General features: G+C 58.6%; 17 protein-coding genes and 3 tRNA genes. 2 read left to right on the top strand and 18 right to left on the bottom strand.

The annotated features are described in order from the left end of the window. Nucleotides 1-23 precede the first annotated feature (23 nt). The 6 genes from scpB to ACZ5RI_RS08640 form a co-directional block, all read right to left on the bottom strand. Entirely contained in the window at nt 24-848 is an 825-nt protein-coding gene (gene scpB / locus ACZ5RI_RS08665; RefSeq protein ID WP_464511231.1) for an SMC-Scp complex subunit ScpB, read from the bottom strand. Beyond that, nucleotides 845-1,654 carry a segregation and condensation protein A gene (locus tag ACZ5RI_RS08660; protein WP_464511228.1) on the bottom strand — a complete coding sequence of 270 codons (810 nt, stop codon included), beginning with the start codon at nt 1,652-1,654 and terminating at the stop codon, nt 845-847. Before ACZ5RI_RS08660 ends, scpB begins: the two co-directional genes overlap by 4 nt. After that, complete coding sequence (nagZ, locus tag ACZ5RI_RS08655; protein WP_464511223.1) at nt 1,651-2,682, bottom strand: beta-N-acetylhexosaminidase; 1,032 nt, start codon at nt 2,680-2,682, stop codon at nt 1,651-1,653. The genes ACZ5RI_RS08660 and nagZ overlap by 4 nt, the downstream gene beginning before the upstream one ends. Nucleotides 2,683-2,695: 13 nt before the next feature. After that, nucleotides 2,696-3,643 (bottom strand): SPOR domain-containing protein, encoded by a 948-nt coding sequence (locus tag ACZ5RI_RS08650; protein WP_464511216.1) that lies wholly within the window; start codon nt 3,641-3,643, stop codon nt 2,696-2,698. 80 nt (nt 3,644-3,723) lie between these two features. After that, nucleotides 3,724-4,959, bottom strand: coding sequence for a deoxyguanosinetriphosphate triphosphohydrolase (locus ACZ5RI_RS08645; protein ID WP_464511213.1), 1,236 nt, complete (start codon nt 4,957-4,959; stop codon nt 3,724-3,726). Continuing rightward, nucleotides 4,952-5,188: a hypothetical protein gene (locus ACZ5RI_RS08640; RefSeq protein WP_464511210.1), complete on the bottom strand. Its 237-nt coding sequence runs from the start codon at nt 5,186-5,188 to the stop codon at nt 4,952-4,954. The genes ACZ5RI_RS08645 and ACZ5RI_RS08640 overlap by 8 nt, the downstream gene beginning before the upstream one ends. Nucleotides 5,189-5,337: 149 nt before the next feature. On the opposite strand from ACZ5RI_RS08640, the gene xth reads away from it, so the two are divergent. Then, entirely contained in the window at nt 5,338-6,120 is a 783-nt protein-coding gene (gene xth / locus ACZ5RI_RS08635) for an exodeoxyribonuclease III (RefSeq protein ID WP_464511204.1), read from the top strand. Nucleotides 6,121-6,198: 78 nt separating this feature from the next. Here xth and rpoC read toward each other — a convergent pair whose 3' ends face one another. From rpoC to ACZ5RI_RS08575, 12 genes are all read right to left on the bottom strand, one after another. Continuing rightward, nucleotides 6,199-10,428 (bottom strand): DNA-directed RNA polymerase subunit beta', encoded by a 4,230-nt coding sequence (rpoC, locus tag ACZ5RI_RS08630; RefSeq protein WP_464511198.1) that lies wholly within the window; start codon nt 10,426-10,428, stop codon nt 6,199-6,201. Between the two features lie 128 nt (nt 10,429-10,556). Continuing rightward, entirely contained in the window at nt 10,557-14,639 is a 4,083-nt protein-coding gene (rpoB, locus tag ACZ5RI_RS08625) for a DNA-directed RNA polymerase subunit beta (RefSeq protein WP_464511193.1), read from the bottom strand. Between the two features lie 218 nt (nt 14,640-14,857). Further along, entirely contained in the window at nt 14,858-15,229 is a 372-nt protein-coding gene (rplL, locus tag ACZ5RI_RS08620) for a 50S ribosomal protein L7/L12 (RefSeq protein WP_464511189.1), read from the bottom strand. Between the two features lie 57 nt (nt 15,230-15,286). Continuing rightward, on the bottom strand, nt 15,287-15,802 hold the full coding sequence (gene rplJ / locus ACZ5RI_RS08615; RefSeq protein WP_464511186.1) for a 50S ribosomal protein L10: 516 nt from the start codon (nt 15,800-15,802) through the stop codon (nt 15,287-15,289). 287 nt (nt 15,803-16,089) lie between these two features. Next, a complete protein-coding gene (gene rplA / locus ACZ5RI_RS08610) occupies nt 16,090-16,800 on the bottom strand; it encodes a 50S ribosomal protein L1 (protein WP_464511182.1) in 711 nt (236 codons plus the stop codon). A gap of 5 nt (nt 16,801-16,805) precedes the next feature. After that, nucleotides 16,806-17,234 (bottom strand): 50S ribosomal protein L11, encoded by a 429-nt coding sequence (gene rplK / locus ACZ5RI_RS08605; protein ID WP_464511178.1) that lies wholly within the window; start codon nt 17,232-17,234, stop codon nt 16,806-16,808. 93 nt (nt 17,235-17,327) lie between these two features. Then, on the bottom strand, nt 17,328-17,873 hold the full coding sequence (gene nusG / locus ACZ5RI_RS08600) for a transcription termination/antitermination protein NusG (RefSeq protein WP_464511172.1): 546 nt from the start codon (nt 17,871-17,873) through the stop codon (nt 17,328-17,330). A gap of 4 nt (nt 17,874-17,877) precedes the next feature. After that, nucleotides 17,878-18,135, bottom strand: a complete 258-nt coding sequence (gene secE, locus ACZ5RI_RS08595) for a preprotein translocase subunit SecE (protein ID WP_464511168.1) — start codon at nt 18,133-18,135, stop codon at nt 17,878-17,880. A 21-nt stretch (nt 18,136-18,156) separates the two neighbouring features. Next, nucleotides 18,157-18,232, bottom strand: a tRNA-Trp gene (locus tag ACZ5RI_RS08590). 49 nt (nt 18,233-18,281) lie between these two features. Then, a complete protein-coding gene (tuf, locus tag ACZ5RI_RS08585; protein ID WP_464511164.1) occupies nt 18,282-19,472 on the bottom strand; it encodes an elongation factor Tu in 1,191 nt (396 codons plus the stop codon). A gap of 136 nt (nt 19,473-19,608) precedes the next feature. After that, nucleotides 19,609-19,682: transfer RNA gene (locus ACZ5RI_RS08580), tRNA-Gly, on the bottom strand. Nucleotides 19,683-19,792: 110 nt separating this feature from the next. After that, nucleotides 19,793-19,877 (bottom strand) — tRNA-Tyr (locus ACZ5RI_RS08575). 233 nt (nt 19,878-20,110) lie between these two features. On the opposite strand from ACZ5RI_RS08575, the gene rlmB reads away from it, so the two are divergent. Further along, on the top strand, nt 20,111-20,947 hold the full coding sequence (gene rlmB, locus ACZ5RI_RS08570) for a 23S rRNA (guanosine(2251)-2'-O)-methyltransferase RlmB (RefSeq protein WP_464511159.1): 837 nt from the start codon (nt 20,111-20,113) through the stop codon (nt 20,945-20,947). Nucleotides 20,948-20,958 lie beyond the last annotated feature (11 nt).

Here is a 20,958-nt window from a genome sequence, read left to right as displayed (position 1 = left end):
ATTGTGCGACGAAAAGTCAAAACTCACAATGGGGAAGGCATATCCGCGGGCGAAATTGGTTCGGCCAATTCGTCCCCCTCTTCTTCACCATCATAGGGGTCTTCGTCCGGTGCCAGATCTTCGCTCGGTGCCGGAACATCAAACCCCGACGGCGGAATGGATTCCAGAAAGCCCGCCGCCTTCAGTTCTTCCATGCCCGGCAACACGCCAATATTCTCCAGACCGAACTGGATCAGGAACGCTTCCGAGGTGCCATAGGTCACCGGACGGCCCGGCGTGCGCTTGCGGCCACGAATCTTGACCCAGCCGATTTCCATCAGGGTATCGAGGGTGCCCTTGGACAGCGCCACACCACGAATGTCTTCGATTTCGGCGCGGGTGACCGGCTGATGATAGGCGATAATCGCCAGCGTTTCGATTGCCGCACGCGACAACCGCTTCTGCTCCGGCTTCTCTTTGCGCAGCAAAAAAGCCAGATCCGGCGCCGTACGGAATTGCCATTTTCCTGCGACACCAACAAGGGTTACGCCGCGCTTTTCATAAATCCGTTCCAGTTCGGCAATCAGCCGCGGAACCTTGGCACCTTCGGGTAAAGACCCGGCCAGGATCTTCTCGTCGAGCGGTTCACCGGCAGCAAACAACAGTGCCTCAGCCATACGCAGATGCTCGATGTTAACGGAGCCATCATCCTCTTCGGCTTCGACAGTCTCGCCTTGGGGCGCCGCCACGGGGGCTGCCGCAACATCTGCCGCAGGGGTGACATCGGCGCCTGCCGTCTCAACCACAATGGGGGCATCGCCCGCTTCCACAGCATCGGTCACATCGTCTTGTCGTACAGTCTCGTTCATGTGGCGGCCCTCGCCCTATCCTTGACGAAAATTTCTTCAAACGGCCCCAGCTGACGCATTTCCATGCGGCCGTCGCGGGTCAGCTCCAGACAGGCCAGCAGCATACTGGCGATGGCCGACACACGGCGGGTGCCACCGGCCCATTCCGTCGGCATCAGATTAAGGAAGCCGTTCCAGTCCGGAATCTTGCCCACCATCCGTTCAAGACGGATGCGGGCTTCTTCAATCTGAATGACCGGCGGGTTGGGCAGCGTATAACTGCCGCCTTTGAATTTCTTACCCCGACCACCGGCATAGGCGGTCAGAAGGTCGTACAGCGAGTCGACATAAAGCGCGCGTTTGACCACCGCCACCGGTTCGGGCGCACCACGGGCAAAGACATCGCGATCAAGCCGGTTGCCCGCCATCAGACGGGCCGACACATCGCGGATATATTCCAGCCGCAAAAGCCGCCAGCGCAGGCGCATGGCCATTTCACTGGCGCTCGGCTCACCCTCGACCTCGTGCGGCGGGGGCAGCAGCAGGCGCGACTTCAGATAGGCCAGCCACGCCGCCATCACCAGATAGTCGGCGGCCAGCTCCAGATTCATCCGCTTGGCAGATTCAATAAAGACCAGATATTGCTCGGCCAGCTTCAGGATCGAGATCTTAGCCAGATCGACCTTCTGATTGCGCGCCAACGATAACAGCAGATCGAGCGGGCCTTCGAAGCCATCGACCGCAACGGTCAACAACTCGTCGGGTGTCGCTGGCGGCAACTCGATTTCCGAAAAGCTTTCTGTCGTATCGTTCGGCGTCTGGCTCAAGGGGCCTCCACCTGTTCGGCCATCAGGGCGTTCAGCCGGGCCTCGGCCTGCGCGGGATCAAAATCACCGGGTGTTTTGAGCACGGCACGAATGTGATTGATGCGCCGCTCGGTCGCCGCCTCAATCGGCTTCAGCTCGGTCGCAACTTCCTGCATTTCGGCCATATCGCCATTGCAGTGCAGAACAATATCGCAACCGGCGAACAGCGCCGCCTTGGTGCGGGCACGGAGCGGCCCCTCCAGTGCGCCCATCGACAGATCATCGCTCATCAGCACGCCGTCGAAGCCAATTTCGCCACGAATGACATCGCGCACCACTTTGGGGCTCAAGGTCGCCGGGCGGTGTGGATCAAACGCCTCGTATACAACATGGGCGGTCATCGCCAGCGGGCAGTAATTCAGGCTGCGGAAGGTGACAAAATCACTGGCGCTCAAAGCTTCGGCGGTTTCCGACACCCGTGGCAGCGCCTTATGGGAATCGAGCGTGGCGCGGCCATGGCCGGGCACATGCTTCATCACCGGCAGCACCCCACCCTCGATCAGACCGTCGATGGTCGCCCGCCCCAGCGTGATGATGGTCGCCGGATCGTTGGCATAGGCACGGTCGCCAATAATGGAATCTGCCCCTTCAACCGGCACATCCAGCACCGGCAGACAATCGACATTGATCCCGAGATCGAACAGATCCTGCGCAATCAGGCGAGCATTGAGATAGACCGCCTCGCGGCCAGCTTCCGGATTCACGGCATGCAGAGCGCCGAAATTGGCCGCCGGGGGCCGCGCCTTCCAGTGCGGCGGCTTTAAGCGGGCAACCCGGCCACCTTCCTGATCGATCAGGACCGGGGTAGAAATGTCGCCGACAGTGGCGCGCAATTCGGCCACCAGCGCCCGGACCTGAGCCGGATCAGCAATATTGCGGGCAAACAGGATGAAGCCCCACGGACGAACATCTGAAAAGAAGGCCCGCTCCGCCTCGGTCAGATGCAAACCGGAGCAGCCAAAAATCACCCGCGTACGAATATCACCCACAATAGCCCCTCATTTACTTGGCTGGGAAGCACGAGCCGCCATCGGCTTTGAGCTTGTCGCACTGGGCACCCGCCGCATCCTTGCTGGCGAACGGACCGGTGCGCAGACGGTACCAGGTACCCTTGTCACCCAGATCGGCTTTCTGGATGTCGGGGGCCGCACCGCCCAATGCCGCAGCATGCTTGGCCTTATAGGATTTCCAGGCGGCATCCGCCTCGGCCTCGGTCTTGTAGGCACCAAGCTGCAGCATATAGCTACCCGCCTTCGCCGCCGTTTTGGCCACCGGCTTTTCAGTCACGGCAGCTTTTTCAGCAGGCTTTTCAGCGGGCTTGGCAGCGGCAGGCTTGGGCGCCGCCACGGGCTTGGCTTCGGGTTTGGCTTCCACCGGCTTAGCCGTAACCGGCTTCTGGGCCGGTGCTTTTGCGGTGGGCAACGCGGGCGGCTGCAAACGCGTCGGCGCTTTAGCCGCTGTCGTAGCCGCAGGGGCCTGTACCGGGGCCGCAGGGGCCGTGACCTGTGACAAGGGCCGCGGCGGCATCAGTTGCGCCGGCGGCTTGGTCGCCTGTGGCACAGCCTTGGCAGCCGGGGCATTAGCAACCTGTTGACTTTGGGTAATCGGGGCCGGAGCAGCCGCAGCCTGAACCGGCGCGGGCTGGGCCGCAGGGGCAGATGTTCCATCCCCCTCGCCTTCGGCCTTGGCCTGGCTCTTGGGTAAAGACGCATCCCCCGTGGCCAGCGGCGTATCTTTCGCCGCCGACATCGCCTGCATCGCCACATCGCGGTGGCCATGGGCAACGCCGTTGTTATAGGCGATCCACACCACACACCCCAGCGCCGCCAGCACCAGTAAAGAAATGACGATTGCCATCAGAAGGCTGGAGCCTTCAGAATCCTGATCATCGCCGGTTTCAAAAACCTGCAGATCGTCGCGCTCATCGTAATCGCGTTTAGAGCCTGACATTCCAGTGTCCCGTACCAATCCGAATCAGATACCTGTCTAATCTAGCACCCAAGCTAGCGCTCGACGACATAGAGCACGCCCTAGGGCGTGTTTTCGCTGTGGAAGAGCCGGTCATATTCCTGTAACGCGAAATTATCTGTCATCCCAGCGATGTAATCACGGACTATTCGCGCCGTAATGGCATCCCCCGGCTTATCGCAAAGGCTCGCCCAATCTTTAGGCAACCAATTTGGGTCATGACAATATGCCTGATACAGCTCGCGAATGAGGATTTTTTGCCTTTCGCGCTGTTCGATCACCTGCGGGTGGCGATAGAGCCGGATGAACAGATAGCGCTTGAGGGCCGCCATCCGCTTGGCCACCGACGGCGAGAAACCGGCCAGCGGTTTACCCGCCTTACGAATATCCGCCACCGACCACGGCCCCTGCGCCACCAGATTGCTTTTGGTTTCGGTCAGAAGATCGGCGGTCATCTGCCCCATCAGAATGCGGATCATCTCGCCGACCAGACGGCCGCGTTCGATGTCGCCGTACAGCTTGCGCACTTCGCGCATGGCATCACCCGCAAACGGCGCTTCGGTCAGCACATCAAGACTGATCAGGCCCGAGCGCATACCATCGTCGATATCATGATTGAGATAGGCAATATCGTCGGCCAGCGCCGCAACCTGCGCCTCAAGCCCCGGCCAGGAAGCCAGCTCCAGCGACCACAGCGCATCGAAACGCGCAATCGGTGCCGGAATGGGCTTTTTGGCCCCGGTGATCGGGCCGTTATGTTTGACCAGCCCTTCCAGCATTTCCCAGGTCAGATTAAGCCCGTCGAACGCGGCATAGCGATGTTCGAGCTTGGTGAGCAGCCGTAAGGCATGGGCATTATGATCGAAGCCGCCAATATCCTTGGCACAGGCATCAAGGGCTTCTTCACCGGTGTGGCCAAACGGGGCATGGCCGACATCATGGGCCAGCGCAATCGCCTCGGCCAGATCTTCATCCAGCGCCAGTACGCGGGCAAAGCTGCGGGCAATCTGGGCGACCTCCAGGGAATGGGTCAGCCGTGTACGGAATAAGTCGCCCTTGCCATGCAAAAACACCTGGGTCTTGTGCATCAGGCGACGAAACGCGGTGGAATGTATGATGCGGTCACGGTCGCGGGCGTAACAGGTGCGGGTGGCGCTTTCGTCTTCCGGATAAAGCCGGCCACGGCTTTCATCGGGCAACGTGGCGAAAGACGCCATATTGCGCGGCGGAACAAAAAACGTACCCAACAAATGGCCGGCGGGGGCCGGCATCAACCGGCGAACATCGTTCTCACGCATCCGTTCTCGCTTTACGCCGAAACAGCCGCTTGAACAGCCGTTCAAGGATATACACCACGATAATACCAACCAGCGCCGCCACCACCCAGGCCCAGACCTGCGCATAATGATAGCGCGTGGCCAGTGCCGATAACGGGTCCGACAGCATGGCAGCAATGAACGCCGCCGTGAACACCGCCGGATGGGGCATTGGGATATGAAATTGCCGTTTCATCTTCGGGACCAACATGCGTCCTCCTTTAAGGCTTAAGCTTAGGGCTTTTATCCGGGAAAGCAAATTCTGCAATTCCCCCCTTGCCCCGATCTTCTGATATAAAGAAGCTCTGCGTAAAACCGTTCCGCACTGAAACGGTTAAGGCGCAACAAACGGTGTGTTTCATGAAAATCGCCACCTGGAATGTGAATTCGGTTAAAGCGCGTCTGGCCCCGCTGACACATTGGCTCAGCGCTGCCGCCCCGGACGTTGTCTGCCTGCAGGAAATCAAATCCACCGACGAGACGTTCCCGCGCGAGGCGTTCGAGGATCTGGGTTATAACTGCCTGACCCACGGCCAAAAGACCTATAACGGTGTGGCTATTCTGTCGAAGCGACCGCCCGAGGATGTGCGGCGTGGCCTGCCCGGTGACGAGGCCGATGAACAGGCCCGCTATCTTGAAGCGCTGATACCAGGCGACACAGGCATGGTCCGGGTTGCCGCGCTCTATGCCCCCAATGGCAATCCGGTCGAGAGCGAGAAATTCCCCTACAAACTGTCCTGGATGCAGCGGTTGCAGCACCACGCAAAAACCCTGTTAGCGCTGGAGGAACCGCTGGTACTGGCCGGGGATTACAACATCATCCCGGAGGAAAAAGACTGTTTTGACCCCGCCGCCTGGATTGGTGACGCCCTGTTCCGCCCCGAAAGCCGCGCGGGCCTGCACCGGCTGCACAATCTTGGGCTGGCCGATGCGTTCCGGGCCCGCAATCCGGCCGCCGGGCAATACAGTTTCTGGGATTATCAGGCCGGGTCCTGGCAAAAGAATAACGGCATCCGTATCGATTTTCTGCTGCTGTCGCCACAGGCGCTGGACCGGCTCGCCGCCTGCGAAATCGACAAGGCGGTCCGCGGCGGTGATAAACCTTCGGACCATGTACCCGTTTGGTGCGAACTGGCGGTTTAAGCTTTCCCACACAAACCCCAAACGCATAGAAAAAGGGCCGGTCGTAAGACCGGCCCTTTGTTCTGACTGTCAGGCGTTTTATTCCGCAGCAGACTGTGGCGGGGCCGACGGGATGTTGGCCGGCAGAACCGACTCTTCATCACCGACCGGAGCCAGAATGGCCTGCTCGCGTTCGCCCAGGATCGCCTTGTCGCGTTCGATCGCGATCTGGCGCAGACGGGCAACGGCGCCGCCCGTACCAGCCGGGATAAGACGACCGACGATGACGTTTTCCTTGAGCCCTTCCAGGGTATCGACCTTGCCCTGCACCGAAGCTTCGGTGAGCACGCGGGTGGTTTCCTGGAACGACGCCGCCGAGAAGACCGAACGGGTCTGCAGCGATGCCTTGGTAATACCGAGCAGAACCGGACGACCAACCGCAGGCTTGCCGCCTTCGGCCTCGGCCTTGGTATTGGCTTCTTTCAGTTCGACCTGATCGACCTGTTCGCCCACCAGCAGAGTGGTGTCGCCACCATCGATGATTTCGAACTTCTGCATCATTTGGCGCACGATCACTTCGATATGCTTATCGTTGATCTTCACGCCCTGCAGACGATAGACGTCCTGAATTTCCTTGACCAGATACGCGGCCAGTTCCGGCACACCCTTGATGCGCAGGATATCGTGCGGGCTGGGATTGCCTTCGACGATATACTCGCCTCTTTCGACATAGTCGCCCTCGCGCACGCTGATGTGCTTGCCCTTGGGGATCAGGAACTCTACCGGCTCGAGACTTTCGTCCTTGGGACGGATCAGGATACGGCGCTTGTTCTTGTAGTCCTTGCCGAATTCGACGAAGCCATCGATTTCCGCCAGAACCGCGGATTCCTTCGGCTTGCGCGCTTCAAACAGCTCGGCAACACGCGGCAGACCGCCGGTGATGTCACGCGTCTTGGCGCCTTCGGTCGGAATACGAGCCAGCACGTCACCGGCGCGAACCTCGGTACCATCTTCGATCGACAGAATGGCATCGGCCTGCAGGGCATACCGCGCCGCACCAACGTTCGGCAGCGAGATGACCTTGCCGGACTTGTCGACGATGACCAGGCTGGGGCGCAGCTCGGCCGCAGCCTTGGTGCCGGTGCCGCGGCTGTCGATGACAACGCGGTTGGTCACACCGGTCTTTTCGTCGGCCACTTCCTTGATGGTCACACCCGAGACGAGGTCTTCGTATTTGGCGATACCATCGATGTCGGTCATCACCGGAATGGCGTTCGGATTCCATTCCGCCAGCTTGTCGCCGCGCTTGACGGTGACACCGTCGTCCACCTTGAGGCGGGCGCCGTATGTGATGCGATACGAGGCGCGTTCCTGGTCCTTGGCGTCGACGATGACGACCAGCATATTGCGGCCCATCGCCACCAACTCGCCATCGGAGTTCTTGACCACGTTGCGGTTGACGATCTTGATCTTGCCGTCGTAGCTGGCTTCGACCTTGGACGAACCCGAAACCTGCGCCGCACCACCAATATGGAAGGTACGCATGGTAAGCTGGGTACCCGGCTCGCCAATCGACTGAGCGGCAATAACACCGACCGCTTCGCCGATATTGACCTTGGTGCCACGGGCCAGATCGCGGCCATAGCACTTGGCGCAAATGCCATCCTTGCACTGGCAGGACAGCACGGTACGCACGGAGACCTTCTGGATCTGCGCCGCTTCGATCTTTTCAGCCGCGATTTCGGTGATCTCTTCACCCGCGGGAACCAGGACCTCGCCGGTGTCGGGATGCGTGACATCTTCGGCAGCGGTACGGCCCAGAATACGCTCGGTCAGCGACGCCACCACGGTACCGCCATCGATGACGGCCTGCACGGTCATGCCATGCTTGGTACCGCAATCGACTTCGGTGATGATGCAGTCGTTGGCGACGTCGACCAGACGGCGTGTCAGATAGCCCGAGTTCGCGGTCTTCAAGGCGGTGTCGGCCAACCCCTTACGGGCACCATGGGTCGAGTTAAAGTACTCGAGAACGGTGAGGCCTTCCTTAAAGTTCGAAATAATCGGCGTTTCGATGATTTCGCCCGACGGCTTGGCCATCAGGCCACGCATACCGGCAAGCTGCTTCATCTGCTGCGGCGAACCGCGGGCACCGGAATGGCTCATCATGTAGATGGAGTTCATTTCCTCAAGCCGTCCGGTTTCCGGATCAATATGCGGCTCGGAAATTTCCTTCATCATTTCGTTGGCGACCTGATCGGTACACTTGGACCAGGCATCGACCACCGCATTGTACTTTTCTTTGTCCGTGGTCAGACCATCGAGATACTGCTGCTCGAACTCGCGCACCTTGTGGCGGGTTTCCTCGATCAGCTTGGTCTTGGTCGCGGGCACCACCATGTCGTCCTTACCGAACGAGATGCCAGCCTTGCAGGCTTCACGATAGCCCAGGCCCATGACAGCGTCGGCGAACATCACGGTCTCTTTCTGACCGCAATGGCGATAGACTTCGTCGATGATCGAGCTGACTTCCTGCTTACGGATCAGACGATTGATCAGCGAGAACGGAATGTCGGGATGCTTGGGCAGGCATTCGGCGATCATCATACGGCCCGGGGTGGTTTCAACCCGCTGGATGATCGGCTTGAAGTCCTTGTCCACCGTATGATAGCGGCACTTAATCTTGGTGTGCATGGTGATGGCACCCGCGAACAGGGCGTGTTCGATTTCGCCCAGATCGTTGAACGCCAACCCCTCGCCCGGCTCACCGGGACGATCCTGACTGATGTAGTACAGACCAAGCACGATATCTTGTGTCGGCACAATGATCGGCTTGCCCGATGCCGGCGACAGGATGTTGTTGGTCGACATCATCAGCACGCGGGCTTCAAGCTGGGCTTCCAGCGACAGCGGCACGTGCACAGCCATTTGGTCGCCGTCAAAGTCGGCGTTGAAGGCGGTACAAACCAGCGGATGCAGCTGGATCGCTTTACCTTCAATCAGTACCGGCTCGAACGCCTGAATGCCTAAGCGATGCAGCGTCGGTGCGCGGTTGAGCATGACCGGATGTTCGCGAATAACCTCTTCGAGGATATCCCAAACTTCAGGCTTTTCTTTCTCGACCAGCTTCTTGGACTGTTTAACGGTCTGCGAGAAGCCCTTGGCTTCCAGACGCGAATAGATAAAGGGCTTGAACAGCTCCAGCGCCATCTTCTTCGGCAAGCCGCACTGATGCAGCTTCAGTTCCGGGCCGACGGTGATCACCGAACGACCGGAATAGTCAACGCGCTTACCCAGAAGGTTCTGACGGAAGCGGCCCTGCTTGCCTTTCAGCATGTCGGCGAGCGACTTCAGCGGGCGCTTGTTGGCACCGGTGATGACACGACCGCGACGGCCATTGTCAAACAGGGCGTCAACGGCTTCCTGCAGCATGCGCTTTTCGTTGCGCACGATGATGTCAGGGGCCTTCAGCTCGATCAGCCGCTTGAGGCGATTGTTGCGGTTGATGACGCGGCGATACAGATCGTTGAGATCGGAGGTAGCGAAACGGCCACCATCAAGCGGCACCAACGGGCGCAGTTCCGGCGGGATCACCGGGATGACCGTCATGATCATCCATTCGGGGTGGTTACCCGACTCCAGGAAAGCATCAACCAGCTTCATCCGCTTGATGAGCTTCTTGGGCTTTTCACCGCCGTTGCAGGTCGCCAGCTCGGCACGGATTTCTTCGCGTAAGACCGGCAGATCCAGACCACGCAGCAGAGTCTGAATGGCTTCAGCGCCGATCTGGGCCGTGAAGTTATCGGGGCCGTAATCGTCCTGCGCTCTGTAATATTCGTCTTCGGTCAGCAGCTGACGCATTTTGAGCGGGGTCAGACCCGGCTCAATGACGATGTAACCTTCGAAATACAACACGCGCTCAAGATCCTTGAGCGCCATGTCGAGGAGCATACCGATGCGGCTGGGAAGCGACTTCAGGAACCAGATATGCGCCACCGGCGAGGCCAGTTCGATATGGCCCATGCGCTCGCGGCGCACTTTCTGCACGGTAACTTCAACGCCGCACTTTTCGCAGACGATGCCCTTGTACTTCATGCGCTTGTACTTGCCGCACAAGCACTCGTAATCCTTTACCGGGCCGAAAATACGCGCACAGAACAAGCCGTCGCGTTCCGGCTTGAAGGTGCGGTAATTGATCGTCTCTGGCTTTTTGATTTCGCCATGGCTCCAGCGCAGGATCTGCTCCGGGCTGGCAAGCGAAATCCGAATGCGGTCAAAGGTAGGAATTTCCTTGCCGGCCGAAAAGACGTTTATCAGCTCTTGGTTCATCTTCATCCTCGTCGAGGCGCCGCACGCCATGCGCCCTGAAACTTTTTGCCCCGCCTTTAAAATCCGGCGTGGCGGAAAATATCCGGTTCCGCCCCCTGCCCGTCAGGACCGGGGGCGGCTTTTAAAACTTAACCGTTCATCAGTTCGACATTGAGACCCAGCGAACGCATTTCCTTGATCAGCACGTTGAAGCTTTCAGGGATGCCGGCTTCGAAGGTATCTTCGCCGCGAACGATCGCTTCATAGACCTTGGTACGGCCAGCAACGTCGTCCGACTTCACCGTCAGGATTTCCTGCAAGGTGTAAGCGGCACCGTAAGCTTCAAGGGCCCACACTTCCATTTCACCGAAGCGTTGACCGCCGAACTGTGCCTTACCACCCAGCGGCTGCTGGGTAACCAGGCTGTACGGACCAATCGAACGGGCATGGATCTTGTCGTCGACCAAATGGTGAAGCTTCAGCATGTAGATGATGCCGATTGTCACCTTACGCTTGAAGGCATCACCGGTACGGCCGTCATACAGCGTGACCTGACCGCTTTCGGGGCAGCCAGCCAAGTTGAGCATGTCGACGATATCGCGATCCTTGGCACCGTCGAACACCGGGGTCGCAATTGGAATGCCGCGACGCAGGTTATCGCACAGTTCAGGCAGATCCTTATCCTCGAACTCGCTCAGGCGATCATCGTTATTGTAGATCGTCTTGAGTTCGCGGCGGACCGGTTCAAAGCGACCGTCCTTCTTGGCCTTGTCGATCATCTCGCCCACTTTGTGACCAAGCCCGCGACAGGCCCAGCCCAGATGGGTTTCGAGAATTTGCCCGACGTTCATGCGCGAAGGCACGCCCAACGGGTTCAGCACGATGTCCATCGGCGTGCCGTCTTCCATAAACGGCATATCTTCCGCCGGCAGAATGCGGCTGACGACACCCTTGTTGCCATGACGACCGGCCATCTTGTCACCCGGCTGCAGCTTACGCTTCACCGCGACAAAGACCTTGACCATCTTCATGACGCCCGGCGCCAGTTCGTCACCACGGCGGAGCTTTTCCACCTTGTCGGCAAAACGGGCATCCAGACGGGCTTTGGATTCGTCGAACTGCTTACGCAGCGCTTCGATCTCGCCCATCGCCTTTTCATCCGAAAGGCCGATCTGCCACCACTGATGACGCGGCAGGTTTTCGAGAACCTCCTCGGTCAGTGCGGTGTCAGCAGACAGACCGCGCGGCCCCGAGGCAGCCGTCTTATCAACCAGAATGTCGTGCAGACGGGCAAAGATATTGCGTTCGAGGATCGCGAGTTCGTCGTCACGGTCCTTGGCCAAACGTTCTTCTTCAGCCTTTTCAATCGACAGGGCGCGCTGGTCCTTTTCGATGCCGTGGCGGTTGAACACGCGCACTTCAACGATGGTACCCGTCACCCCCGGCGGCACGCGCAGCGAGGTGTCACGCACATCAGCGGCCTTTTCGCCGAAGATGGCGCGCAGCAGCTTTTCTTCCGGCGTCATCGGGGTTTCGCCCTTCGGCGTCACCTTGCCCACCAGAATATCGCCCGCATTCACCTCGGCACCGATATAGACGATGCCGGCTTCGTCGAGGTTCCGGAGGTTTTCTTCGCCGACATTGGGAATGTCACGCGTGATTTCCTCTGGCCCGAGCTTGGTGTCACGCGCCATGGTCTCGAACTCTTCGATATGGATCGAAGTGAAGACGTCGTCGCTGACGATACGCTCGGAGATCAGGATCGAGTCTTCGTAGTTGTAACCATTCCACGGCATGAACGCGACGAGCACGTTCTTACCCAGCGCCAGATCACCCATCTCGGTCGAAGCACCATCAGCGATCACGTCGCCCTTACGGACGGTGTCACCGACGCGGACCAGCGGCGCCTGTGTAATACAGGTCGACTGGTTGGAACGCTGGAACTTCTTTAAGCGATAGATGTCGATGCCCGGCTTGGTCGGATCGGTTTCTTCGGTGGCGCGAATGACGATACGCATCGCGTCGACCTGATCGACGATACCCGAACGCTTGGCCGAAATTGCCGAACCGGAGTCACGTGCCACCACCGGCTCCATGCCGGTGCCGACCAGCGGCGCTTCCGACTTGAGCAGAGGAACGGCCTGACGCTGCATGTTCGCGCCCATCAGTGCGCGGTTGGCGTCGTCGTTTTCGAGGAACGGCACCAGTGCGGCAGCAACCGACACCAGCTGTTTCGGGCTAACGTCAATGAACTCGACCTGGTCGGGCGTGGTCATGACATAGTTGGCGCCCTTACGGCAGCTGACCAGCTCGTCCGTGATACGGCCGCGGCTGTCCACCGCCGCGTTTGCCTGCGCGATGGTGTACTTGGCCTCTTCCATCGCCGACAGATAGATCACGTCATCGGTGACCTGCTTATTTTCGACCCGACGATACGGGCTTTCAATAAAGCCATACTTGTTGACGCGCGCGAACGTGGCCAGCGAGTTGATCAGACCAATATTCGGACCTTCCGGCGTTTCAATCGGGCAGATACGACCATAGTGGGTCGGATGCACGTCACGCACTTCGAAGCCAGCACGCTCGCGGGTCAGACCGCCCGGGCCGAGGGCCGACAGACGACGCTTGTGGGTGACTTCCGACAGCGGGTTGTTCTGGTCCATGAACTGCGACAGCTGCGACGAGCCGAAGAATTCACGAATGGCAGCGGCCACCGGCTTGGCGTTGATCAGATCGTGCGGCATCACAGTATCGATGTCGACGGCGCTCATACGCTCTTTGATGGCGCGTTCCATACGCAAGAGACCGATGCGGAACTGATTTTCCATCAGCTCGCCCACCGAACGGACGCGACGGTTGCCCAGATTGTCGATATCGTCGATTTCGCCACGGCCATCGCGCAATTCAGCCAGCGCCTTGACAATGGCGAGGATGTCTTCTTTGCGCAGGACGCGAACGGTATCAGCAGCGTCGAGGTTCAAACGCATGTTCATCTTGACGCGACCGACCGCGGACAGATCATAACGTTCGGCATCAAAGAACAGCTGCTGGAACAAGGCTTCGGCGGTTTCCAGCGTCGGCGGTTCGCCCGGGCGCATGACACGATAGATATCGATCAGGGCCTGTTCGCGCGAATGGTTCTTGTCCGCCGCCATGGTGTTGCGGATATACGCACCGATGGTGATGCCATCAACGTGGATGGTTTCGATCTCGTCGTAACCAGCCTCGTGCAGCAATTCGAGCGACTGAGCCGTCAGCTCGTCACCGGCTTCAACATAGATCTCACCGGTCTTCGGGTTGACCATGTCGAGGGCACAATAACGACCAAGCAGATCTTCAGCGTCGATGGCAACGGATTTCAGCCCGTCATCTTCCCATTTGCGCAAAGAACGCTGGGTTATCTTGCCACCGGCTTCCACCAGCACTTCACCCGTCTTGGGGTGCTTCCACGCCTGACCAGCCTTGGTGTTGCGCATCCAGCTGGCATCGATCGGCGTAACGTAGGAACCATCCTTGACGCGCTTGAAGGGGATTTTGGCGTAGAAATAATCGAGAATGCCTTCTTGGTCGAGACCAAGGGCATAGAGCAACGTGGTGATCGGCAGCTTACGGCGCCGGTCAATACGCACATGCAGGATATCCTTGGCATCGAATTCGAAATCGAGCCAAGAACCGCGATACGGAATGATACGCGACGCGAACAGCAATTTGCCCGACGAATGGGTTTTACCCTTGTCGTGATCAAAGAACACGCCAGGGGAGCGGTGCATCAGAGAAACGATGACACGCTCGGTACCATTGACGACAAAAGTGCCGGTGTCAGTCATCAGCGGCACGTCGCCCATATAGACGTCCTGCTCCTTGATGTCCTTGACCGACTTGGCGCCGGTTTCCTGATCCACATCGAACACGATCAGGCGCAGCGTCACCTTGAGCGGCGTCGCGTAGGTCATCGAGCGCTGTTGGCACTCTTCTACGTCATATTTGGGGTTTTCAAACTGGTAATCAACATATTCCAGCCGGGAGGTTTCCGAGAAGTCTTGGATCGGAAACACAGAGGAAAATACCGTCTGTAAGCCTTCATCCAAACGTCCGCCGGCCGGCTTCTCGACCTGCAGGAACTGGTCGTAGGAGGTTTTCTGCACCTCGATCAGATTTGGCATTATAGCCACCTCGGCAATTCTGCCGAAGGATTTACGAAGCCGTTTGCGTTCCGTGAATGATAGAGTCATTGCCGCTTTCCCGATGTCTTAAAGGGCAAAAAACGCCGCCCTCCCGAAACGCCCACTAGCGCCGCGGAAAGAGTGGTGCCTAAACGTAAGCCGAACTGGACGGTGGTCGAAACCACCGCCCCGCCCGGGTATTTCACTGCACAATCGGTTCCGTAAAAAGACATAGCTGCCTTCCGGGATCGTGCCGTCATAGCTGCGAGTATCGCAGCCATCCGTAATTACTTCAACTCGACCTTCGCACCGGCGTCTTCGAGCTGCTTCTTGATCTTCTCAGCTTCGGCCTTGGAGACGTCAACCTTGACTTCCTTCGGCGCACCCTCGACGAGGTCCTTGGCTTCCTTGAGGCCCAGACCGGTGATCGCACGGATTTCCTTAATCACGTTGATCTTCTTGTCGCCGGCGGCAGCCAGAACGACAGTGAATTCGGTCTTTTCAGCAGCCGGAGCAGCAGCAGCGCCAGGCGCAGCAGCAACGGCGACCGGAGCAGCGGCGGAAACGCCCCACTTTTCTTCCAGAGCCTTCGACAGCTCAGCAGCTTCCAGAACCGTCAGAGCCGACAGGTCTTCGATCAACTTTTCGATATTAGCCATTTGTAATGTTCCTTAAGGATTGGGTTTGAAACTTTGTACTGTGGTGTCGCGCCAGACTTAGGCAGCGTCCTTCTTGGAATAAGCGCCGATGACCCGGGCAATTTGACCGGCGGGAGCAGCCAGAACGCCAGCGATCTTGGTCGCCGGAGCCTGGATGAGGCCCACAATCTTGCCACGGAGCTGATCGAGCGACGGCAGCGTTGCCAGAGCATTTACGCCCTCGGCATCGAGAACCGTTTCGCCAACCGAGCCGCCCAGAACAACCAACTTCTTGTTGTCCTTGGCAAACTCCACCATCACCTTCGCAGCCGCAACCGGGTCTTTGCTGAACGCAATGCCGGTGGGGCCTTTGAAGAGCGAGGTGATACCTTCAACGGCAGTTCCTTGAAGAGCGCGCGCCGCTAGACGGTTCTTGGCCACCTTGAAAGAGCAACCTTCCGCAAGCATGCGGGAGCGAAGCTTCATCAGGTCAGCGACCGTCAGACCGGCATAGTGGGCGACAACCAAGGAGCCGGATTCGACGAAGATGCCCTTCAGCTCCTCGACAGCTTCCGCCTTTTGGGTTCTGTCCACTTAAGCTCTCCTTCTACTATGGCGCCGCAAAACGGAGCCATATGCTCGGATTAGATGGGACGATCCACCCTTTCCGCCCTGTGACCGGACCGGAAAAAACGCTTCCGATCCACCCTGCCCCAGGGGTCAAACCCAAACCGCACCCCGTTAAGGGGAAACGCTTTAAAGTTCTCGCCCCGTCTGCGCTGGACTTTTAAGCCCCTTGTTGGGCTCCAGCGGTCTCGGACAGGCACCGACCCATCGCCGATCGGCTTCCTGGCCGGCATTGCTGCCGGCCAAAACTCTCTTTAGGCGCCAGCGCTCGCCGCGCCAACCGACGCCAGCGTAACACGCAGGCCCGGGCCCATCGTCGAGGTCAGTGCGACCTTCTTGACATAGGTGCCTTTGGCACCCGTCGGACGGGCCTTGACCACGCCGTCAACCAGCGCCTTGATATTCTCAACAATGGCAGCTTCCGTGAAGCTCGCCTTGCCGACGCCAGCCTGAACGATACCGGCCTTTTCAACGCGGAATTCGACCGCGCCGCCTTTGGCGTTCTCGACAGCCGTCTTGACGTCCATGGTCACGGTGCCAATCTTCGGGTTCGGCATCATGCCACGGGGGCCGAGCACCTTACCAAGACGACCGACCAGGCCCATCATGTCCGGGGTAGCAATACAGCGGTCGAAATTGATTTCGCCCTTCTGCACTTCCGCCGCCAGCTCTTCAGCACCGACGATATCCGCACCGGCAGCCTTGGCTTCATCAGCCTTGGACCCCTTGGCGAACACGGCAACGCGCACGCTGCGGCCAGTACCGTTGGGCAGGTTGACCATGCCGCGGACCATCTGGTCTGCATACTTCGGGTCAACGCCAAGATTGATGGCGATTTCGATGGTTTCATCGAACTTGGCGTTGGCGTTGGCCTTCACCAGCTTGACGGCCTCTTCGATGGTGTAGACCTTGTTCAGATCAACGCCTTCCAGGGCTTTCTTATAACGCTTGGACAGTTTGGCCATGTGACTTACTCCTTGACCTCAATGCCCATCGAACGCGCCGAACCTTCGATCATGTGCATCGCCATTTCGACATCGGTAGCGTTCAGGTCATTCATCTTGGCTTCGGCGATTTCGCGCACCTGCGCTTTGGTCACCGAACCGGCGAAATCACGACCGGGGGCCTTGGAGGCCTTCTCGAGCTTCGCAGCCTTTTTGATGAAATAGGACGCGGGCGGCGTCTTCATATCAAAGGTAAAGGACTTATCCGAGAACACGGTGATCGTCACCGGAATCGGCATGCCCTTTTCCTTGTCCTGCGTTTTGGCGTTAAACGCCTTGCAGAACTCCATGATATTCAGGCCGCGCTGACCCAGCGCCGGACCGATCGGCGGCGACGGATTCGCCGCGCCTGCCGGCACCTGCAACTTAATATACCCGATAATTTTCTTTGCCACTTTTTTGCCGCCTCCTTAGCGGTGTCCGGTGCTTACGGGGCTGGCTGCCCCTCCCGTATCAGCCTATCCGGGACCATCCCGGGCTTAAGCTGCCTAAATCTTTTCGACCTGCGAATATTCCAGCTCGACAGGGGTGGCGCGACCGAAAATCGACACCGCCACTTTAACCCGCGAACGCGCAGGATCGATTTCCTCGATCGTACCGTTGAACGAGGTAAAGGGACCATCGGCCACCCGCACCTGCTCGCCGACCTCGAAGCGGACCGACGTCTTGGGCCGTTCCGTGCTTTCGGTAACCTGATTGAGGATGCGATCAACTTCACCCTGCCGCAAAGGCATCGGCTTGTTGTTCTGCCCTAAAAAGCCAGTGACTTTCGCCACGCTTTTAATCAGGTGATAGGCTTCTTCCGTCAGATTGGCACGCACCAGAACATAACCGGGCAGGAACTTGCGCTCGGCATTGATCTTCTGGCCACGGCGCAGCTCAACGACTTCTTCCGTCGGAACCAGCACCTCACCAATAAGATGTTCAAGCCCCTGCGTTTCCGCCTGGCGCTTGATCTCTTCGGCAACTTTACGCTCAAAATTGGAATAGGTGTGGACGATATACCACTTACCTTCCGTTGCAGCTTCGCTCATGGCCTCACCCCGCGCCGATCAAAAGACGTTCACCGAACGCAAGCACGCTGTCGACAGCAAAGAAAAAGACCACCGTCAGCCCGACCATAATGAAGACCATGAGCGACGTCAGCCATGTCTCCTTCATCGTCGGCCAGGTGACCTTTTTGGATTCGCGAACGACTTCCTGCATAAACCGAGCAATGCCACCGCGCTGACGCACCGGTTGGGGTGCATCTTTCTCGCCTGCGTTATTTGCCGTTTTCTTCGCCGTTTCGGCCATTTTGCACTTTCAAAAAACATCTGGCAGGAGTGGAAGGATTCGAACCCTCGGCCTACGGTTTTGGAGACCGCCGCTCTACCAACTGAGCTACACTCCTATGCCGAAATGTAAACCGGGCCGCCGGATGGCAGCCCGGTCATAACACTTTACTTTATGATCGAAGCGACGACACCGGCACCAACTGTGCGGCCGCCTTCGCGGATAGCGAAGCGAAGCTTTTCTTCCATCGCAATCGGAACGATCAGATCAACTTCAATCGTAATGTTGTCACCAGGCATCACCATCTCGGTGCCTTCCGGCAACTTCACCATACCCGTCACGTCCGTCGTACGGAAGTAGAACTGCGGACGATAGTTGGTGAAGAATGGCGTATGACGGCCACCCTCTTCTTTCGTCAGGATATAGGCTTCTGCCATAAACTGGGTATGCGGGGTCACCGTACCCGGCTTCGACAGAACCTGACCACGTTCGACACCATTACGGTCAACACCGCGCAACAGCGCACCGATGTTGTCACCGGCCTGGCCCTGATCGAGCAGCTTGCGGAACATTTCAACGCCGGTAACCGTGGTCGTCGACGTCGGCTTCATACCGACGATCTCAACCGTTTCACCAACCTTGACAACGCCACGCTCAACACGACCGGTCACAACCGTACCACGGCCCGAGATCGAGAAAACGTCTTCGATCGGCATCAGGAACGGCAGCTCAACCGGACGATCCGGCTGCGGAATATAGGCGTCAACTTCAGCCATCAGCTTCAGGATCGCTTCACGACCGAGTTCCGGGCTCTTGTCTTCCAGAGCACACAGCGCCGAACCACGAACGATCGGGATATCGTCGCCGGGGAACTGATAGCTCGACAGAAGCTCACGAACTTCCATCTCGACCAGATCCAGCAGCTCCGGATCATCGACCATGTCGCACTTGTTCATGAAGACGACCAGCGCGGGCACGCCAACCTGGCGGGCCAGAAGGATGTGTTCGCGCGTCTGCGGCATCGGGCCGTCAGCTGCCGAAACAACCAGAATCGCGCCATCCATCTGCGCCGCACCCGTGATCATGTTCTTCACATAGTCAGCATGGCCGGGGCAATCAACGTGCGCATAATGACGGTTCGCCGTCTCATACTCGACGTGTGCCGTCGAAATCGTGATGCCGCGAGCCTTTTCTTCAGGCGCCTTATCAATCTGGTCGTACGCCGTGAACGTCGCACCGCCAGATTCAGCCAGCACCTTCGTGATCGCCGCCGTCAGCGTTGTCTTGCCGTGGTCGACGTGACCAATCGTCCCGATGTTGCAATGCGGCTTCGTCCGCTCGTATTTAGCCTTCGCCATGTGTCACCCTATCGTTTCGACCCGCCCTTTCAAAAGCGGAAACGCAAACCAATGTCCTCGTCCATCCGTACCGCGCCCTAAACTGACCCGGCACTTACCGCGGGCGACCATATCAAGGCTCGCAGCGGCGAAAATCTGGAGCGGGTGAAGGGAATCGAACCCTCGTATTCAGCTTGGAAGGCTGCTGCTCTACCATTGAGCTACACCCGCTGGATTCGACTTCTTCATCTTTCCGTAAGCCCCGGCTGGCTACACTGCCGGGAAATACGGCCCTACTCTATATTACTGCGCCCACCTCACAACCCGGCAAACCAGGGAGATGGTGGAGGGGGTTGGATTCGAACCAACGTAGGCGTAGCCAACGGATTTACAGTCCGTCCCCTTTAGCCACTCGGGCACCCCTCCGCGCCACAGTATTAACTTTCGTCACTTGACGACGCTAGTAAATCCACCCGACCCCAGAGATGGTTCGGGATGGACGTTCCGGGGAACGTTACTGACGCGTCAACAGATTCCTGTCAAGGGAAAAACCAAAAATCTTTCCCTTGCCGGAATCTGTGTCGGAGGTTAACGCCATCATGACAAAAAATGCAAGCCGTGTGGTTGCTTAATTCAGCAACATCTTTGTAAGAAATAGCATGAGCAAAAAATTTCCGCCCCGAACGGGTGCCAAGCCGCCCTTTAACCCCACCAAACCGGCCCCGCAGCAGACGCCGCGGCCGCGGGGGCAGATGCGTTCCCCTCCGCCCAAGCCGGGCAGACCGACGCCCGAAGGGCTCTGGCTGTATGGCCTGCACCCGGTACGGGCTGCATTAGCCGGTCAATTAAGAAAAATTAAGAAACTTCTTCTGACCGCCGGCGCGGCCGAACAGCTCGGCACCGCGCTGCTGAACAGCGTCCCACACGAGATTGTCGATGGCGATACCGTGTCCCGGTCGCTGCCCCAGGGCGCCGTGCATCAGGGCCTTGCGCTGTCTTGCGGCCGCTTACCCGGGCGCACCCTTGCCGAGGTGTTAAAACCTTCCGAAGGCCGCCGCGTCGTGCTGCTGCTGGATCAGGTGACCGACCCGCACAATGTCGGGGCGATCTTACGTTCGGCCGCCGCATTCGGCGTCGACGCGGTGGTGATGCAGGATCGCAATGCCCCGCCCGAGTCGGGTTCACTGGCCAAATCCGCCTCCGGGGCGCTCGACATCGTGCCGTTCGTCAGCGTGGTGAACCTGTCGCGCACACTGGATGAGCTGGGCGAGATGGGCTTTTTGCGTATTGCCATGGCGGGCGACGGCGAAGCAACGCTGAAAGAAGCCGCTGCGGCCAAGGATATTGCCCTGGTGCTGGGATCGGAAGGATCGGGCATCCGCCGTCTGGTGCGCGAGCATTGCGACACCTCGGCCTTTGTAGCGATCAATCCGGCCATGGAAAGCCTTAACGTTTCCAACGCGGCCGCCATCGCACTGTACGAACTGCGCCGTTAATCGTTAAAACT

This window comes from Micropepsis pineolensis (assembly GCF_055392125.1).
Note: the sequence above shows the minus strand (reverse complement) of the source record. Positions and strands in the feature narration are given on the sequence as shown.

Excerpts from the sequence above, each read along its gene's own strand:
- scpB (WP_464511231.1), bottom strand. The coding sequence starts at position 848 with ATGAACGAGACTGTACGACAAGACGATGTGACCGATGCTGTGGAAGCG.
- ACZ5RI_RS08650 (WP_464511216.1), bottom strand. The coding sequence starts at position 3,643 with ATGTCAGGCTCTAAACGCGATTACGATGAGCGCGACGATCTGCAGGTT.
- ACZ5RI_RS08645 (WP_464511213.1), bottom strand. The coding sequence starts at position 4,959 with ATGCGTGAGAACGATGTTCGCCGGTTGATGCCGGCCCCCGCCGGCCAT.
- ACZ5RI_RS08640 (WP_464511210.1), bottom strand. The coding sequence starts at position 5,188 with ATGTTGGTCCCGAAGATGAAACGGCAATTTCATATCCCAATGCCCCAT.
- xth (WP_464511204.1), top strand. The coding sequence starts at position 5,338 with ATGAAAATCGCCACCTGGAATGTGAATTCGGTTAAAGCGCGTCTGGCC.
- rpoC (WP_464511198.1), bottom strand. The coding sequence starts at position 10,428 with ATGAACCAAGAGCTGATAAACGTCTTTTCGGCCGGCAAGGAAATTCCT.
- rpoB (WP_464511193.1), bottom strand. The coding sequence starts at position 14,639 with ATGACTCTATCATTCACGGAACGCAAACGGCTTCGTAAATCCTTCGGC.
- rplL (WP_464511189.1), bottom strand. The coding sequence starts at position 15,229 with ATGGCTAATATCGAAAAGTTGATCGAAGACCTGTCGGCTCTGACGGTT.
- rplA (WP_464511182.1), bottom strand. The coding sequence starts at position 16,800 with ATGGCCAAACTGTCCAAGCGTTATAAGAAAGCCCTGGAAGGCGTTGAT.
- nusG (WP_464511172.1), bottom strand. The coding sequence starts at position 17,873 with ATGAGCGAAGCTGCAACGGAAGGTAAGTGGTATATCGTCCACACCTAT.
- secE (WP_464511168.1), bottom strand. The coding sequence starts at position 18,135 with ATGGCCGAAACGGCGAAGAAAACGGCAAATAACGCAGGCGAGAAAGAT.
- tuf (WP_464511164.1), bottom strand. The coding sequence starts at position 19,472 with ATGGCGAAGGCTAAATACGAGCGGACGAAGCCGCATTGCAACATCGGG.
- rlmB (WP_464511159.1), top strand. The coding sequence starts at position 20,111 with ATGAGCAAAAAATTTCCGCCCCGAACGGGTGCCAAGCCGCCCTTTAAC.